The organism is Vibrio frigidus, from assembly GCF_042465995.1.
GTDB lineage: Bacteria > Pseudomonadota > Gammaproteobacteria > Enterobacterales > Vibrionaceae > Vibrio.
On sequence record NZ_JBCDMC010000002.1, the window covers coordinates 318,471 to 335,362 of the forward strand.

The 16,892-nt window shown below is 43.7% G+C and carries 18 protein-coding genes; all 18 read right to left on the bottom strand.

Annotation, left to right across the window (positions count from 1 at the left end):
* Window position 1: 1 nt before the first annotated feature.
* Window positions 2-721 (bottom strand): protein phosphatase CheZ, encoded by a 720-nt coding sequence (locus AACW90_RS04960; protein WP_390231664.1) that lies wholly within the window; start codon window positions 719-721, stop codon window positions 2-4.
* Window positions 722-772: 51 nt separating this feature from the next.
* Window positions 773-1,141 (bottom strand): chemotaxis response regulator CheY, encoded by a 369-nt coding sequence (cheY, locus tag AACW90_RS04965; RefSeq protein WP_195705097.1) that lies wholly within the window; start codon window positions 1,139-1,141, stop codon window positions 773-775.
* Window positions 1,142-1,184: 43 nt separating this feature from the next.
* Window positions 1,185-1,919, bottom strand: coding sequence for an RNA polymerase sigma factor FliA (locus tag AACW90_RS04970; protein WP_390231667.1), 735 nt, complete (start codon window positions 1,917-1,919; stop codon window positions 1,185-1,187).
* The gene (locus AACW90_RS04975; protein WP_390231670.1) at window positions 1,912-2,799 is read right to left on the bottom strand and encodes a MinD/ParA family protein; all 888 of its coding nucleotides are present in this window, start codon (window positions 2,797-2,799) and stop codon (window positions 1,912-1,914) included. The genes AACW90_RS04970 and AACW90_RS04975 overlap by 8 nt, the downstream gene beginning before the upstream one ends.
* A gap of 13 nt (window positions 2,800-2,812) precedes the next feature.
* On the bottom strand, window positions 2,813-4,303 hold the full coding sequence (flhF, locus tag AACW90_RS04980; protein ID WP_390231673.1) for a flagellar biosynthesis GTPase FlhF: 1,491 nt from the start codon (window positions 4,301-4,303) through the stop codon (window positions 2,813-2,815).
* A 59-nt stretch (window positions 4,304-4,362) separates the two neighbouring features.
* On the bottom strand, window positions 4,363-6,456 hold the full coding sequence (flhA, locus tag AACW90_RS04985) for a flagellar biosynthesis protein FlhA (protein ID WP_390231676.1): 2,094 nt from the start codon (window positions 6,454-6,456) through the stop codon (window positions 4,363-4,365).
* A 130-nt stretch (window positions 6,457-6,586) separates the two neighbouring features.
* Complete coding sequence (gene flhB, locus AACW90_RS04990; RefSeq protein ID WP_390231679.1) at window positions 6,587-7,717, bottom strand: flagellar biosynthesis protein FlhB; 1,131 nt, start codon at window positions 7,715-7,717, stop codon at window positions 6,587-6,589.
* A gap of 9 nt (window positions 7,718-7,726) precedes the next feature.
* Window positions 7,727-8,509 (bottom strand): flagellar biosynthetic protein FliR, encoded by a 783-nt coding sequence (gene fliR, locus AACW90_RS04995; RefSeq protein WP_390231682.1) that lies wholly within the window; start codon window positions 8,507-8,509, stop codon window positions 7,727-7,729.
* An 8-nt stretch (window positions 8,510-8,517) separates the two neighbouring features.
* Window positions 8,518-8,787, bottom strand: a complete 270-nt coding sequence (gene fliQ / locus AACW90_RS05000) for a flagellar biosynthesis protein FliQ (protein WP_275134470.1) — start codon at window positions 8,785-8,787, stop codon at window positions 8,518-8,520.
* A gap of 12 nt (window positions 8,788-8,799) precedes the next feature.
* Window positions 8,800-9,672, bottom strand: coding sequence for a flagellar type III secretion system pore protein FliP (fliP, locus tag AACW90_RS05005; RefSeq protein ID WP_390231686.1), 873 nt, complete (start codon window positions 9,670-9,672; stop codon window positions 8,800-8,802).
* Entirely contained in the window at window positions 9,659-10,048 is a 390-nt protein-coding gene (gene fliO / locus AACW90_RS05010) for a flagellar biosynthetic protein FliO (protein WP_390231689.1), read from the bottom strand. Before fliO ends, fliP begins: the two co-directional genes overlap by 14 nt.
* Window positions 10,049-10,069: 21 nt before the next feature.
* Window positions 10,070-10,477: a flagellar motor switch protein FliN gene (gene fliN, locus AACW90_RS05015; protein WP_195703950.1), complete on the bottom strand. Its 408-nt coding sequence runs from the start codon at window positions 10,475-10,477 to the stop codon at window positions 10,070-10,072.
* A 33-nt stretch (window positions 10,478-10,510) separates the two neighbouring features.
* Window positions 10,511-11,563, bottom strand: a complete 1,053-nt coding sequence (fliM, locus tag AACW90_RS05020; protein ID WP_275134473.1) for a flagellar motor switch protein FliM — start codon at window positions 11,561-11,563, stop codon at window positions 10,511-10,513.
* Between the two features lie 7 nt (window positions 11,564-11,570).
* Entirely contained in the window at window positions 11,571-12,074 is a 504-nt protein-coding gene (gene fliL / locus AACW90_RS05025; RefSeq protein WP_390231694.1) for a flagellar basal body-associated protein FliL, read from the bottom strand.
* A 67-nt stretch (window positions 12,075-12,141) separates the two neighbouring features.
* Window positions 12,142-14,163 (bottom strand): flagellar hook-length control protein FliK, encoded by a 2,022-nt coding sequence (locus tag AACW90_RS05030; protein WP_390231697.1) that lies wholly within the window; start codon window positions 14,161-14,163, stop codon window positions 12,142-12,144.
* A 154-nt stretch (window positions 14,164-14,317) separates the two neighbouring features.
* Window positions 14,318-14,761: a flagellar export protein FliJ gene (gene fliJ / locus AACW90_RS05035; protein WP_390231700.1), complete on the bottom strand. Its 444-nt coding sequence runs from the start codon at window positions 14,759-14,761 to the stop codon at window positions 14,318-14,320.
* A complete protein-coding gene (fliI, locus tag AACW90_RS05040) occupies window positions 14,761-16,092 on the bottom strand; it encodes a flagellar protein export ATPase FliI (RefSeq protein ID WP_390231703.1) in 1,332 nt (443 codons plus the stop codon). Before fliI ends, fliJ begins: the two co-directional genes overlap by 1 nt.
* Window positions 16,092-16,892, bottom strand: coding sequence for a flagellar assembly protein FliH (gene fliH / locus AACW90_RS05045; protein ID WP_390231706.1), 801 nt, complete (start codon window positions 16,890-16,892; stop codon window positions 16,092-16,094). The genes fliI and fliH overlap by 1 nt, the downstream gene beginning before the upstream one ends.

The following is a 16,892-nucleotide window of genomic DNA, read 5'->3' on the forward strand; positions in this document are numbered from 1 at the left end:
CTTAGAATCCAAGACTCGACAATAGGTCGTCGACATCGTCCTGAGATGAAACCGCATCTTCCCTTTCATGAGGATTTAGTATTGGTCCTTCTGCCTTGGTAGATGCTTTCTTAGTAACGCCAGGCTCTTCGTCGATTTCTTCTACCCCAAATACGGTTAAAATATCGACTAATCCTTCTTCAACCTCACGAACAAGCGTTATAACGCGCTTTATTATTTGTCCCGTAAGATCTTGAAAATCTTGTGCCATCAAAATTTCAGTTAACTGACTGCGAAGCTCTGTGCTATCGCCCTCTATTTGACTGAGTAAATCATCAATGTGTAAGCAAAGTGATTTAAATTCCGATAGTTCAATCCGGCCTTTCATCAGTTCATTCCATGTTGGCCTGACTTCAAGCAAGCTTTCATGAAGTTTATCTGCAATCGGTAGAGAACGTTCAACGGCATCCATTGTTTTATTGGCTGCGAGTTCGGTCTTCGCAATGACATATTCGAGCCTGTCACGTGCGTCCGGTATCTCTTCAGTTACTATGACACTCATTCTTGGATCAAACTTAAACTGATCGAGTGCATCGTGAAGGTCACGGGCAAGAGAGCCGACCTCATTTACAATGGGGTTTTCTCTACTTTTTAATATCGACAATACGATATCGTTAGCATCTTCTTGCTTACCAACTTCAAGTAGAGCAACGAGTTGTTGTGCTTGTTCTAATGAAATCATAGTGAAAGTCCTTTCTACGCGATTTATTATTGGTTATTTGCGTATAACGACTTATAAACGCTCAAAGATTTTATCGAGCTTCTCTTTTAGAGTAGCGGCGGTAAATGGCTTAACAATATAACCATTTACACCTGCTTGAGCAGCTTCAATAATCTGTTCGCGTTTCGCTTCTGCAGTGATCATCAGAACGGGCAAATGTTTGAGTCCCGCATCAGCTCGAATATTCTTAAGCAGATCGATACCTTGCATGCCTGGCATATTCCAATCAGTCACCACAAAGTCAAACTCACCTTTCTTCAGCATTGGTAGCGCGGTCAAACCATCATCGGCTTCTTGGGTATTATTGAAACCCAAATCACGTAAAAGGTTCTTAACTATACGGCGCATTGTTGAAAAATCATCAACAATCAGGATCTTCATGTTTTTATTCAAAATTACCTCCACTGAGGTTCAATTCAGTGTATTAGTCTTCTCGTGTCCACTCGCTTAATTTGGCGCGTAAACGTTGCATCGATTGGCTATGTATTTGACTGACGCGAGATTCGCTGACACCCAGTACTTCTCCAATTTCTTTTAGGTTTAGTTCTTCATCATAATAAAGAGAAAGAACCAATGCTTCTCTTTCAGGTAATGTTTTGATCGATTCGATCAAAGCATTACGAAAATGCTCGTCGGCAACACCTTGAAACGGCGTATTCGAGTAAGAATCTTCATGAGTAGAGATAACGTCTTCTGAAACACCTAAATCCTCTATACCTACTAAGCGCGAACAACTTATGTCTGATAGAGCGGAATGATACTGCTCTATCGTCATATTTAAGTGCTTAGCAATTTCTATATCGGCAGGGTCTCGAGAAAGTTGAGCCTCTAATTCATTTATTGCTTGGCTAATCGTTCGATTATTTCGATGGACCGAACGAGGGACCCAATCGCCTTTGCGTACTTCATCTAGCATAGAGCCACGAATTCGTATTCCGGCGTAGGTTTCGAAACTTGCACCTTTTGAATTATCGTAGTTTTGCTGGGCTTCTAGAAGGCCAATCATTCCTGCTTGAATTAAGTCGTCAACTTGGACACTAGGTGGTAGACGTCCCATAAGGTGGTGCGCGATACGTTTGACCAAAGTCGAGTACTTCTCCAAAAATGATTTTTGGCTATCTACATTTGCATATTGGTCATAGGTTAGCGCCTTATTCACTAAATGATTCCTCTAACGGTTCTGGTTTATTCAATAATCTTTCCACAAAAAACTCCAAATGCCCACTAGGTGTTTTTGGTATCGGCCATGTTAATGCTTTATTCGCTAATGAGCTCAATGCTAAAGCAGCTGGCGAGCGCGGATACGCATCAACAACAATTCTTTGTCTCTTTACGGATTGTCGTACTTTATCATCTAAAGGAACACATGCGACGAGCTCAATGCTAACATTCAGGAAGCGTTCTGTGACCATGGTCAACTTTGCAAACAATTCTCGGCCTTCTCGATAACTCCTGACCATATTTGCAACAATTTTAAATCTCTGTACGCCATGTTCACGGCTGAGTAATTTGATAAGAGCATAGGCATCGGTAATGGAAGTCGGTTCATCACAAACAACAACGAGGACATCTTGAGCCGCACGCGAAAAACTAACCACCATATCGGAAATACCGGCGGCTGTATCCACCAATAATACATCGACTTCTTCTTCTAAAGAACCAAAAGCACGAATTAAACCAGCATGTTGTGCGTGGCTTAATTCCGTCATACTTTGTGTGCCAGAGGTTGCCGGAATGATCTTAATGCCGTGTGGGCCTTCAACCATGGCATCTTTTAGCTCACATTCACCCGCCAAAACATGACCTAAGTTACGCTTCACTCTTAGTCCAAGCATGATATCGACATTTGCCAACCCGAGGTCAGCATCTAAAACCATGACTTTCTTTCCTTGACGAGCCATACATATTGCCAAACTTAACGTGACATTTGACTTACCGACCCCACCTTTACCGCCCGTGACCGAAATTACTTTAGTTAAACTTGGCTGAGTGAGTCTGCGCAAGCCGCTCGCTTGGTCGTGCATATTATTATCTGTCATAATCTATCGTCACTTAGAATCCATCAGTTTCACTGGTCCAGTAGTGGGGTTCATCTTCAGTTGATTTCTCAAGTAATTCGTTGGCTTTTGCAACCAGATACTTTGGTTGAGCAATCACTATGTCTTCCGGTACCCTTTGACCATTAGCCACATAAGCTACTGGTAGTGAGTTCTGGACTATAACGCTTATAAATTCGCCTAAACTTAAAGATTCATCGATCTTAGTCAGGATACATCCGGATAGAGGTATACGTTTGAAGTGATCAATGGTCTCTTGTAATACTCTTCGTTGTGCTGTCGCAGGTAGCACTAAATAACTATTTATCACTGAACCGCTATCCTGCATTAACGTATCCAATTGTTCTGTCAATCGTACATCTCGTTGACCCATTCCGGCCGTATCAACCAATACCAATCTACGATTACGTAACTGATAAATTGCTTCGGCCAACTCCTCGGAATCTTTAGCTATTTTTACAGGACATCCCATAATTCTACCATAAATAGCAAGCTGTTCATGAGCACCAATTCTAAATGTGTCGGTTGTCACTAAAGCGACATTGTCTGCTCCGTATTCCATTGCGGCTCTTGCTGCCAATTTGGCTATTGTAGTCGTCTTCCCTACGCCAGTAGGACCGAGTAGCGCGACAACACCACCACGTTTGAGTATGTCTGCCTTTGTAACAACAATTTGGTCAGAAACCAAAGACAGCAGCTCTTTCCATGCTTGAGCTGGTGGTGTATCTTCTGAAATATAACAAGCAAGTTGATCCGCTAAATCAGAGGATAATCCCATCCTTTCTAGGCGTTTAATGAGCATAGCTCTCAGCGGTTCTCTTCGCTCAACTTCTTGCCACATAAGCCCTGAGACCTGATGTTCTAAAAGACGACGAATGGACATCATCTCGTCACGCATTAAATTCAGTTCTTGATTCGTTTCAGCTTCTGTTCCCGACGGACCTCGACTACGGTCATATCGAGTAGGGTCAAGCTTTGGCGTCGGTCTAGGGTTTCTAGTATCATCTGAAATAAGCTTCGCCAAACCTGAATCTTGTGCCAATGAAGAGGAGATAGTGCCTCGGTGAGACTGAGAAGATTGCTGTGGATTGGATTGACGCTTCAATAAGGCGGAGAGCGAATCAGCCTCTGTCGTTCTGCTACCACTCTCTTCTTCGTTATTGCTATATTGCTTAAGCATATTGGCGAAACGTTTCGTCGTCGAACCTGCATGTGTATTGGCCTGTAAGCTTACACGATCATCTTGTAGGTCTCGGCTATACTGACGCTCATCTACCTTAGCTGAACCCCCGTCATAACGCGACTGAACACGGGAAGAACTTTGAGCTGTGGTTCTTTCTACGGGGTCTCCATCGATAGCCGCAACTATCTCTACGCCACCAGCCACCTTTTTGTTAGACATGATGACAGCTTCAGACCCAAGTTCTTCTTTCACTTGAAGAAGAGCTAGTCTCATATCTTTGGCAAAAAATCGTTTTATCTTCAATGTATTCGTCCAAGGTTTATTGGCGTAGCTCGTATGTAGTTTGGTCAGGCTGTGCAGTTTTAGTTACCCACTGCTTGTACTATTCTAATCTGCTTCTCATCTGGAATTTCTTGATACGAAAGCACTCTAAGATTAGGAATAGTGTTCTTAACAAACTTCGCCAATGTCGTTCTTAACACACCTGATGTAAGCAATACCGCAGGCTCACCTTTCAATTCTTGTTCTTGTGTTGCTTGACTTAGCGAGGACTGAAGCCTTTCAGCTAACCCTGGCTCAATTCCAGTGGATTCACCACCCGATGCCTGCATAGTTTGATGCAATATTTGTTCCAACTCAGGAATAAGGGTGATTACCGGCAATTCCGGCTCTATACCATTGATTTCTTGCACTATAAGCCGTTTTAGTGCAATCCGAACCGCTGCCGTTAGTATGTCAGGTTCTTGACTCTTACTCGCATACTCAGACATGGTTTGAACGATAGTTCGAACATCTCTGATAGGAATGGCTTCATTAAGCAGATTCTGGAGGACCTTCACTACAATACCTAATGGTAGCTGATCAGGTACAAATCCTTCGACCAATTTCGGTGTCGATCGTCCAAGCATCTCAAGCAAGTTTTGAACTTCCTCATGACCTATTAATTGTGAGGCATTATTGGTTAATAATTGACTCAGATGTGTCGCCAGTACCGTTGCAGAGTCAACCACTGTATAACCGAGCGCTTGAGCATGTTCTCGGCGATCATCTTTAATCCAAACCGCCTCCAACCCAAAGGCTGGGTCCACTGTTGGTTCACCCTCAACCATTCCATAGACTTGACCTGGATTTATCGCCAACTCTTGGTCAGGACGAATCTCGGCTTCACCGACCGCAACGCCCATCAACGTGATCCGGTAACTATTTGGTGTTAATTCAAGGTTATCGCGTATATGTACAGCGGGGACAAGGAAACCAAAGTCTTGTGAAAGCTTCTTGCGGACCCCTTTAACCCTATCAAGTAATTCGCCACCTTGCTCTTTATCCACCATAGGAATGAGCCGATACCCTACCTCTAACCCAATGATATCTACAGGTTGCACATCATCCCAAGAGAGTTCTTTTAGTGCCGTACTTTCTAGATCTTTAGTGACGGGTAATTTAGGCTTTTCTGCTGCTTTTTTCTGTTTCCGCTTTTGATAATATACGGCACCACCCGCTATTGAGCTTAACAACAAAAATGAGAAATGAGGCATGCCAGGAACCACGCCCATCACACCCATAATGATAGCGGTAATGGTTAAGGCTTTTGGATTATCAAATAGCTGGAAAACCATCACTTCACCCATGTCCTCATCGGTATTTTGACGAGTCACCATGATAGCAGCACCAATGGATAGCAATAATGACGGTATTTGAGCAACCAAACCATCACCAATAGTTAACAGTGTGTAGATTTTAATTGCGTCTTGGAAAGACAAATCAAATTGCAACATACCGATGAATAGACCACCGATGATGTTAATAAATAGGATTAAAATACCGGCTATCGCATCCCCTTTGACGAATTTTGATGCACCATCCATCGAACCGTAAAAATCGGCTTCTTTGGTCACTTCAAAACGACGAGTCCTCGCGGCCTCTTGATCAATCAAGCCCGCATTTAAATCTGCGTCAATGGCCATTTGCTTGCCGGGCAGAGCGTCCAAGGTAAAGCGAGCACTTACTTCTGAAATACGCCCCGCACCTTTTGTAACAACCATAAAGTTAATGATCATCAAGATAAGGAATACGATCAGACCGACCGCGTAGTTGCCTCCAATAACGACACTACCAAATGCTTCGATAACACTACCTGCGGCATCTCCCCCTTCATGCCCATAGAGTAAGACCACTCGGGTAGAGGCCACGTTCAATGCTAAGCGAAGTAAGGTTGCGACTAACAAAACCGTTGGGAAAGCAGCAAAATCTAGGGGTCTTCGAGTGTAAATGGTAACCAGTAAAACCACCAAAGACAGCGCAATATTGAAGGTGAAAAACAGATCGAGTAAAAATGGCGGCACTGGAAGTACGACCATTCCCAACGTAGAAAGAACGATGATCGGCGCACCAATGGCCGGAATAGCTCTAATTGGGATAGAGGGTATTCTTTCAGAAAATGGCAGGTTAAATTTCATAGATAGCAAGACTTCAATTTTGATTGAAAGGGAAATAAATCAACATGTTGCTGTTACTATGCAATTATTAGTCCATGAGAATGAGTCAAAAAACTGACTCCATGGATAGAACTTAAGTCAGTAGTGAAATCTAGTGTCGATAATCCGGTGGGATTGGCATATTTTCGCCCTTGAGTGACGGTTTTTGTCCACCGCGTTTTCTAAACTGTTTCAGTTGAAATACATAGGCTAAGACTTGGGCTACCGCAGTAAACAGCCCGTCGGGGATCTGCTGTTCCAGTTCGGTTGAATGATAGAGCGCTCGAGCTAAAGGTGGTGCAGGAATGATGTAGATATCATGTTCACGTGCTACCTCTCTGATTTTGAGAGCCATATGATCTATCCCTTTCGCTACAACGATAGGGGCCTTATCTGTTGTCGTGTTGTACCTAAGTGCGACTGAAAAGTGCTCTGGATTGGTAACAATAACATCGGCGGTAGGTACATCAGACATCATTCGACGCTGTGCCGCTTCTCTTTGAAGCATTCTAATACGACCTTTGACCTCGGGTTTCCCCTCCGTTTCTTTATACTCGTCTTTAATCTCCTGTTTCGTCATTTTCAATTGATTCGCGTGTTGCCAGATCTGAAAAGGAATATCAATAGCGACGACAATGAGCAACGTACAACTTATTAACAAAACGAAGTTAAGAAGAGTCTCTAACGAATGGTAGATGTTTTGTGGATAAACATCGGTACTTAATTGAAAAAGATCGACCTTAGAAGCATTGATGAGATAGAACGCCATGCCTGCTACTAGTGCCACTTTCAAGATGGATTTAAGCAGCTCAACCCAACTTTGCAAGCCGAACATACGCTTTATACCACTTAATGGGTTCATCTTAGACATTTTAGGCATCGCCGCTTCTACCGAGAAGTTTATCCCACCAATACCGGTTGTACCCACGACAGCCGCAACAAAAAGGGTAATCAAAATCATCAAAAGAGGAAGGATTAATTGGCCAATGGCGCCAGAAGCGATATCAAATAACTTACTAACATCGAATATTTCATCACGACTTAGTGTAAAAAAACGCGACATCGCGGCCCACAAGCTCTTCGCTAATGTTTTACCAAATATCATTAAAGATATTGAACCGACAACAAGTACAGAGACAGAAGCCAGCTCTTTTGAGCGTGCAATCTGTCCCTTTTCACGCGCCTGTTGTAACCGCTTGGGCGTGGCGTCTTCGGTCCTTTCTTGTCCGTCTGAATCAGCCATTGAATTCCTTTAACAATCGAGTCGGATTATTCGACACACTTGTTGCTCACCTTCTATCCAGTAAAGCTCATAATGTCCATATAATCCAAGCATGATGTACCAACACAATAACAGACCGACCATAAGAGCAAAGGCGAATCCTAATGAAAATATATTAAGCTGCGGTGCTGCTCTCGTCATCACCCCGAAAGAAAGATTCACAGTAAGCAATGCGATAATGCCAGATAACGACATACTCAGCGCCGTCTTGAACATCGTTCCTAACCAAAGAGAAAGTTCTCTGAAGTCGGTCGTGGTCAGTGACCCACTACCAATTGGCAACGTTTTAAAGCTGATTACAACTAGGTTGATCATCTTAAGATGACCGTCTGTTGCTAAAAAAAACATAATGGCGAGAAACATAAAGATCTGACCAAGCACAGGCGTATTCTGGCCATTGGCAGGATCGACCATTGACGCGAAGCCCAAACTTGACTGCATACCTAAGATTTGTCCCAGCATGACAAATGTTTGCACAACAAATTGTGTCACCATCCCCATGGCAACACCAATGATGAGCTGTTCCAGCGTGGTAAGGAAACCTTCAAACGAAAAAAGCGCTATTGTATCCGTCACCGCAGGTATGGCTGGCGATACGGCTAGGGTTACCGCTAATGCTAAGTACAATCGAATTCGAGTCGACACAAAACGAGCACCCGTAACCGTCATGACCATAAACATCGCGGATATACGGCTAAAGGGCCAAAAATAGTTGGCTATCCACTCTAATATTATACCCGTAGGAAATTCCATCACGTTACCTAGTACAGCACTTGTGGTAATCGTTCGACCATTTCATAGAAAAATTCAATCATAGTCTGTGTCATCCAGTGCGCACCAAACATCAGTGCGAGTAATGTAACAATCAAGCGCGGAAGGAAGCTTAAAGTCTGTTCGTTGATAGAGGTTGCTGCTTGAAAAACGGCCACAATGAGACCGATCATCAAACTCGGAACAATTATCGCGCACACAAGCATTATGACTATCCATAATGCACTACGAAATATCTCAACAAAAATTTCAGGCGTCATCGGTTACCCTCGCTATAACGCAAAACTGCCCGCTAGGGTAGAAAGTATCAGGTTCCATCCATCGACTAAGACAAAGAGCATCAATTTGAATGGCAATGAAACGATCATGGGTGACAACATCATCATACCCATTGCCATCAGTATCGAAGCGACCACTAAATCAATAATCAAAAATGGCAGAAATAGCATAAAGCCAATCTGGAAAGCGGTTTTGAGTTCAGAAGTAATAAACGCCGGGATAAGAACCGCCAACGAGACATCTTCCGGGTTTTCTGCTTGAGAACCTGAAATATTAACGAACGTTTCAAGATCCTTGAGTCGAGTCTGTTTGAGCATGAAAGATCTCATTGGTTCCTGTGCGGAATCAAATGCCTCTCGTGCCGAAATTTGTTCGTTCAAATAAGGTTGAACCGCCGTTTTATTTACCTCGTCGATAACAGGGGACATAATGAAAAAGGTTAAAAAGATAGCGATGCCAACGATAACTTGATTAGAGGGCGTTTGCTGTAATCCCATCGCTTGCCGAAGGATTGACATGACCACGACAATTCGGGTAAATGAGGTCATTAAAATGACCATAGCCGGCAAGAAACCGAGCATCGTCATCAACGCCAGTATCTGAAGATTAACAGAATAATCTTCACTGCCATCAGGATTCGTTGTCATGGTAAACGCTGGAATACCCGTCCCGCCAGACACACTACCAGAAGCACTCGTACTGGACGCGCCATTACTTTGCTCAAGCGCAGTCACAAGGATATTCTCAGCACCCAAAGCATTCGCTGATATGGGCGTTTCTAGTTCTTCTTGAGCGACAGATATTGGCGCGTATAGAAGAAACACAAACGCTGCTATAAGAGCAGCGACAACGTTATTTTTTATCATTTTTTTTTAGTAACTGGCTAAATTGATTGGCAAACTGACTTGTTTCTATCGGCTCATCATCAATGGGTTTATCCAATCGAGAAATCAAATTGATGGCTTGTGAGGTAATACCAACAAGAAACTGTTCTTCCCCAACTTTTATGACCGCAATACGTTCCCGCGTCCCTACTGAAATTTGCCTGACAACGGAAAGTCCTTTTTGATTTCCCATTGTAGGTAAACGCATTTTTTTTAGTAACCACGCCAACGCGAAAATAAGCGCGATAACGACAGCAAGAGAGCCAAATGTCGTAAGCAAATCCAGCTGTGGTGCAGCCGCCAGTACAGGAAAAGGTAGAAAAAATAACGTACCGACCAGCGTTCTGTTTATTGTCATAATATTCGTTTCATTACAATACTATCTAAGTTTCTTGATTCGTTCAGTTTGACTGATTACATCGGTTAACCGAATACCAAACTTATCATTGACGACGACGACTTCCCCGTGGGCAATCAAAGTACCGTTGACCATTACGTCTAACGATTCTCCTGCAATTCTGTCTAGTTCTACCACTGAGCCTTGGTTCAATTGAAGAAGGTTACGGATACTAATTTGTGAGCGACCTACTTCCATAGAAATCGTCACCGGAATATCCATTATCGTATCAAGTTTACGACGTTCATCTTCTGAAATTGGCGTTGATTGGTCAGAAAGCTCTTCTAACGGAGCGAGTTCCGCTTCATTTGAACCGCCCATCGCTGCGGGGTCTTCACCTAGTGCAGCTGCCCATTCGTCTGCTAGTTTTTGGTCGTCACTCGGTTCCATTGTCATCTACCTATTATTTTATTTACTTATTTTCTAATCGTCGTCCGAATCGGATGAAGCACTACCAATTTCTGACATGATATCTTTTCCTAAGAAAGCAATATCCGTCTTAACAACATCCGGTCGTTTTATCTTTTCAGAAACCTGTACAGCCAGTTTTTCGCTTGAACGCCCCATTTTTACTCGATAGGTAGGCAGTTCTTCCACGAACATAGTCGCATTTTCAGGCATATCGATGGGTATAACGTCACCAGGCCTTAACTCCATGAGATCTCTCAATGAAATATTTTTTTCAAGCAAATTAACCCTAAAATTGACTGGTACATCCATAATCTCATCTCTCAGCGCAGAGCTCCAACGGATATCCGTTTCCATCTTATCTGACTGAACACCCGCATCGAGTAATTCACGTATAGGCTCAACCATTGAGTATGGCATCACGACATGAAAATCACCGCCACCGCCATCTACTTCGATATGGAAAGAACTGACGACAATAACTTCTGTCGGACTGACAATATTCGCCATACTTGGGTTAACTTCGGAATCGAGGTATTCAAATTCAACGCCCATGACTGGAGACCAAGCTTCTTTGTAATCCTCAAAGACGACCTTTAAAAGCAGTTGAATAATTCTTCGTTCCGTCGGTGTGAATTCCCGCCCTTCAATCTTAGCGTGAAACCGGCCGTCGCCACCAAAAAAATTCTCTACCAAAATGAAAACCAGACGCGCTTCCATGGTAACCAGCGCCGTCCCTTTTAATGGTCTAAATCGAACCATATTAAGACTCGTCGGTACGTATAATGTGTTTTGGTATTCACCAAACTTCATCATTTGGACGCCGTTGATCGAAACCTCTGCCGTTTTACGTAACATATTGAACAAGCTGACTCGCATGTGGCGAGCAAAACGTTCATTGATAAGCTCCAGGGTCGGCATTCGACCACGAACGATTCGGTCTTGTGAAGAAAAGTCGAAACTGACGGTTCCTTCAACATCCGTATCCAGTTCGTCCTCTGCGTCATCTACATCATCAACGCCATGCAGCAGCGCATCAATTTCGTCTTGGGATAATAAGTCTGTCACTTGAAACCTATTGAATTACAAAATCAGTGAATAGCACCTTTTCGATAACAGGTTGCCCAACTAATTCCGTCATGGTTGCTCGAATATTTTCCGTCGCTTGGTTACGTAGCTCAGTTCGACCTGTCGGCGTTCTAAGCTGCTCAACTGTCGTTGTCGCCAAGGTGTTTAAAATTGTACTTTCAATTAATGGTGAATGATGTCTTGCGAGATCTTCATTTTTTATACCACGTACCATCACTTGAACTTTAATCTGTACCAACCTATCTCGCTGTTTTCCAGGTGCACTAAACAGAAAAGGTTGTGGAATATTCACGTAAGATGCGGGTTCGGGTAGTCCCATTTGGCTTGCGGTGCGCTGATCATTCGACGAATCAGCACTATCGGAACCTAGAAAAAAGAACGCAGCACCTCCACCAACGGCAATCAATACCACTACAGCAATGATGATAATCATCATTTTACTCTTACCTTTCGGTGCATCTCCACCGTTTACTTGTTGCGCATCTGCCATAGCAATCTCAAATTATTCCATTTTCAAAGACTTATACACTGATAAATCCATAGGGGATACCAAAATATTAAGCGTAAAAACTGATTCCATCATCTTTTGATTTAATATTCACGTCAAGATTGATGCTTTCGTCAACATTTGCGCCGCCCTCTCCCAATAATCCATTCGTACCGTTCGGATTATTCGACTCATTTGACGCATATTGCCCTTGCTGCTGACCAGAATTTTGTTGATGAACGGATGAATCAGACAATTGTAAACCTTGTTGAGCAAGCATCTCTCTTAACCGTGGCATCGCTTGTTCCACAATATCTCGGGCTTGCTGGTTTGCAACGGTAAATTGAACCGAAGCTGCATCTCCGTTCATCGTCATTCTAATCTGCATTCTACCCAATTCCGGTGGGTCGAGGCGAATATCAATATTTTTAAGATTTTTTGACAGCATCATTTGTACTTGATCTGAAAGCTTCTCTCCGGCGACTTCACGAGAGAGCTGTAATGGCGATTGTTGTACCGCTTGTTGAATACCGGTCTTAAGCTGTGCCTGTTGCAATCCTTGTTGTGCCGCCAGTCCAGAGAGTTGTTGAGACAGCCCACTCTCTTTATCGTCACTCTTGCTCCCAGACTTCATCGCACCTGCAACGCCAGTAGTAGCCAATGCGGTTTTCATCATATGTTGCTGAGAGTTCGCATTATTTGCAACTATAACCTGAGTCGGATTAAAGGGTTGTGTTTGGTGCAACTGAGCATTATTAAGTTCCGCGGCAGTCACTGGTGTTTGAGCGAGCAATGGTGCCTTGTCTAAGCTTTGCGTTTGAGCAGCATATTGTTGTAAATACTGTGGTGTATGTAACTGCTGCGCTGCGGCCGTTGCAACGGCCGTTGGCTTGGCTAACTCTGTGGACGCTTTTAGCGGCTCCGGTTGCACGTTGGAATTGGTTACCTGAATTAAATATTCTAACTCTTCTGGCGATAACGCTTCTATATCTACATCGCTCAGATTCAACTGAGCCATCGTAGCCTCGATTTGTGCTTTATCTGCTTTCGCCAATACGGTTCCTACTGAAGCGATGCCTATCGTGGCAAGTGCCTCTTCTGTTTCGACATCCGTTTGAGTATTACCCCAGATCAGTTCTTCTGTGGATTGTAATATTGGCTTTCCTTTAGATGCGGCTACCCCTTCAACAGGGTCCACTTGTTCCTTTAAGGATTGCTGAGTTGCACCATGTTCCAGTTGTTGAGTGGCATCCTTTCCATTTTGTAGCACAAGCTCTTTTTGTAACTCACTTGGTACACCTCGATTCCCACTCACACCAACGGCCTCATCCGTAGAAGCATTTTCATCTTTCTGTTGAGAGCGTTTGCCCATCAACACCACTTGATCTAGTTCAACATCATCTTCTTGACCGTTACGTTCTAGCGAGGGAATAGATTGAGACGACGATTCTAATGATTCACTCTGGACCAATTTTTCTTCAGGCAATTGACCTGACACTTTTGAATCTTGCAGTTGAACAGAATCTTGGTTTTGGGATGTCGACTTCTCTATAAATTGACTTAAGGTAGGATCTTCTTCCAGTTTATGGGGGGCTTCTTCCGCACTTTTAGATTCCTGAGGAAAAAGTTTGCCGTCTTCATTTTTAAGTGCCTGACTAGAGTCGTCAAGTCTTTCTAGAAGCTCATTGCCTTCGCTCATTGTTTTTGCTGCTTTGTCTTGATCGGGCGAGGTGTCGCTAAGCGGCAATTTGTTTACGGCTTCATCACTCTCAGCAGAGGATGATAACTGAGAACTCTCCGAGTCAGGTTTTGCTTTAGCGCTTTCGTCTCCCTCACCTTCGCCTTCAACGACGACGTCACTATCAATAAGCGCATCGACACCTTGTATACTCACTTCCGCTTCTGACATGTCTGTCTTAAGCGCCTTAGTTTCTTCGGTCGATTCCGTTTCAGATTGAAAAATAGCACCTAAAGCACTCAAAAAACTTCCCGATTCGGCAGAATCAGAAGGGGCAATTGCGTCGCTTGCGCCCGTTTGCAGGCGTGTGCTAGTTTTTCCGACATCACTTACAGATAAGGAGGTTTGATTCATATAAACAGTCTCTTACGCGTTTTCTACAAAGGAACGGTTACTCGGTTCCAACTTATGGCCAAAACGTCTTATTGCCGCTTGTCACTCTTAACAGGGTAGAAATGCAAAAATCAGACCAAGCAATAGAGAACCACTTAGATGGCTGGTTTATGATTTATAAATGGGTCTTTCCACGCGCATATTGCAGTGTCGTAAACTCGTCCATCTGTTTCTGTTCGAGATAGTTTTCTATTTTCTGTTTCTCTTTGCGCTTTTTCTCTATCATCCAGTCATACGAGCGCTTCTGTTTTCTTGTCTCTAGCCAATGGTCTTGGCAGTTGTCGACTTGAGATTTGAAGTGTCCTTCTGCCTCACGTTGTTTTTTAAGTGTATTATCCAACTGAGTCAAAAAGCGGTTAAGATGTCCGTATTCACTCGCCGATAAACCATTTTTTCCACGGTCAATCAACTGATGGCAATAATCCAATCGGTATCGCTCGATCTGAGCAACTTGTTTGTAATAATCATCTAACTCTGAGCGTGCTTTATTGAGTGCAAGCACTGCGTTATTCTCGCGTTCGTTGGCCTGTTCTAACAAAAAATCTAATGCATTTTCCATTAGTTACTATCCGATGACTGTAAAATATTACGTAACATATGCACACACATTCCGTATGGAACGGACTCTTTCATACTCTGTTGCAGATACTGATCTAGAGTTGGCTTTATAGTAAACGCGCTATCTATTGCGGGATTGGTTCCTGGCTTGTATGCACCAATAGAAACCAAGTCTTGATTCTTACGGCAAATAGAGAGTATTTGGCGAACCGTTTTCGACATCAGCATATGCTCATCATCGGTAATCTGAGGCATAACACGACTTACTGATTTCTCAACATCAATGGCGGGATAGTGACCTGCGTCGGCCATCTCTCTAGAGAGAACAATATGCCCATCAAGAATTGCCCGTGATGCATCAGCAATAGGGTCCTGAAGGTCATCACCTTCAGTTAAAACGGTAAAAAATGCGGTAATGGAGCCCTGCTCAGGACTCCCGTTACCGGCTCTTTCAACCAAAGCTGGTAACTTAGCGAATACAGAAGGCGGGTAACCTTTTGTGGCGGGTGGCTCGCCAACAGATAATGCGATCTCTCTCTGAGCTTGAGCAAAGCGAGTCAATGAATCCATTAAGAGGAGCACATCGAGGCCTTGGTCACGAAAGTATTCCGCTATTGTGAGTGCGGTTTGGCAACCCTTTAGGCGCATCAATGGTGAAGAATCGGCTGGAGCAGCAACGACAACTGAACGCCTCCGACCATCTTCACCTAGTATTTCTTCGATAAACTCTTTAACTTCTCGACCACGTTCACCAATCAACCCAACCACCACAACCTGTGCGGTGGTTCCTCTGGTCATCATTCCTAGCGTAACCGATTTACCCACACCAGAACCGGCAAAAAGCCCGATGCGTTGCCCTTTACCTACTGTCAATAAGCCGTTTATTGCTTTTAATCCTACATCCAGAGGTTCAGTGATCGGTTTTCGTAACAATGGATTAATCGGTTCAGAGGTGAATGAAGCGCGCTGCTCTGTGTAGATCTCGCCTAGCCCATCAATCGGATTGCCAACACCGTCAAGAACACGACCCAGCAACTCCATTCCTACTGCTAACCCGCCTTCAGTTGTAATTGGGGTCACTTTTGCACCAGGTAAAATTCCGGCGATCTGTTCACTGGGCATTAAATATAGATTTTCGCCTGAAAAACCAACCACTTCGGCTTCCATTACGCCATTCAATGTTTCTACCTGACACAAACTGCCTATCGGTGCCCGACAACCGGTAGCCTCTAGAGTTAAACCGACAACCCTAACCAATTTTCCTGAGGCAATGGCTCGCGTGGTTAAGCCATGAGTTTTATAGTTAGATAGTCGTTCAGCAAGCGCTAACATTACTCATTTCCCTGGAAGCGATTTGCACTGCAGAAAGAGTGAATAACAGAACGTATACGCTCTTCCATTTTAAAACTTACACTAGATTCACCCGCTTCTATTTGGACATCACCTCGATTGAGCGAAGGTTCGCTCGCTAAAGTCCAATTGCGACAATTAAGCTCTTCGTCACCGTAGGCCGATTGAACGATAGAGACATCCTCTGGATTAAGCTTAAACGTTATGGCGTGACCAGAAATCGGTAATGCTTCAACCGATTCTTTAATGGTATCTAAGATAACTTGAGGGTTGGTTTGCACTTCAATACGCACCACTTCTTTGGTTAATGTGAGTACCATTTCAACCAACTGTTTTTCTACTTGAGCATTCATCAGCTCTAGTGGTTGAGCAAACTGATTTGCCAGATTCATGAAGTGGTCAACTTGTTGCTTTATAAATTCTTGCCCTTCTTGAATTCCTTCGGCTTTACCCAGTTCTAGACCTTCTATTTGGCCTTCTTGTACCCCTTGTTCTTTGCCTTTCTCATACCCGGCGTTAAATCCCGCTTCTTGTCCCTGATGATAGCCTTCTTGATGCGCGCTTTTCTTTATCTCTTCAATGGCAGATTCGGTCAATTCAACGGGTATTGCTGTTGCTGGTTCATCGAAATCGGGTATCCAACCAGGATCGTAATTAAACGCCGTCTCTTTAGCGTTTTTATGCGTCTCTGAGGTGTAATCTGGTAGACCCCATTTTTCAGGCTTCACCGATGCGCCGTCTTCATCCGGACGCAAAAATCCTCTTTTCCGTTCAAGAGACAT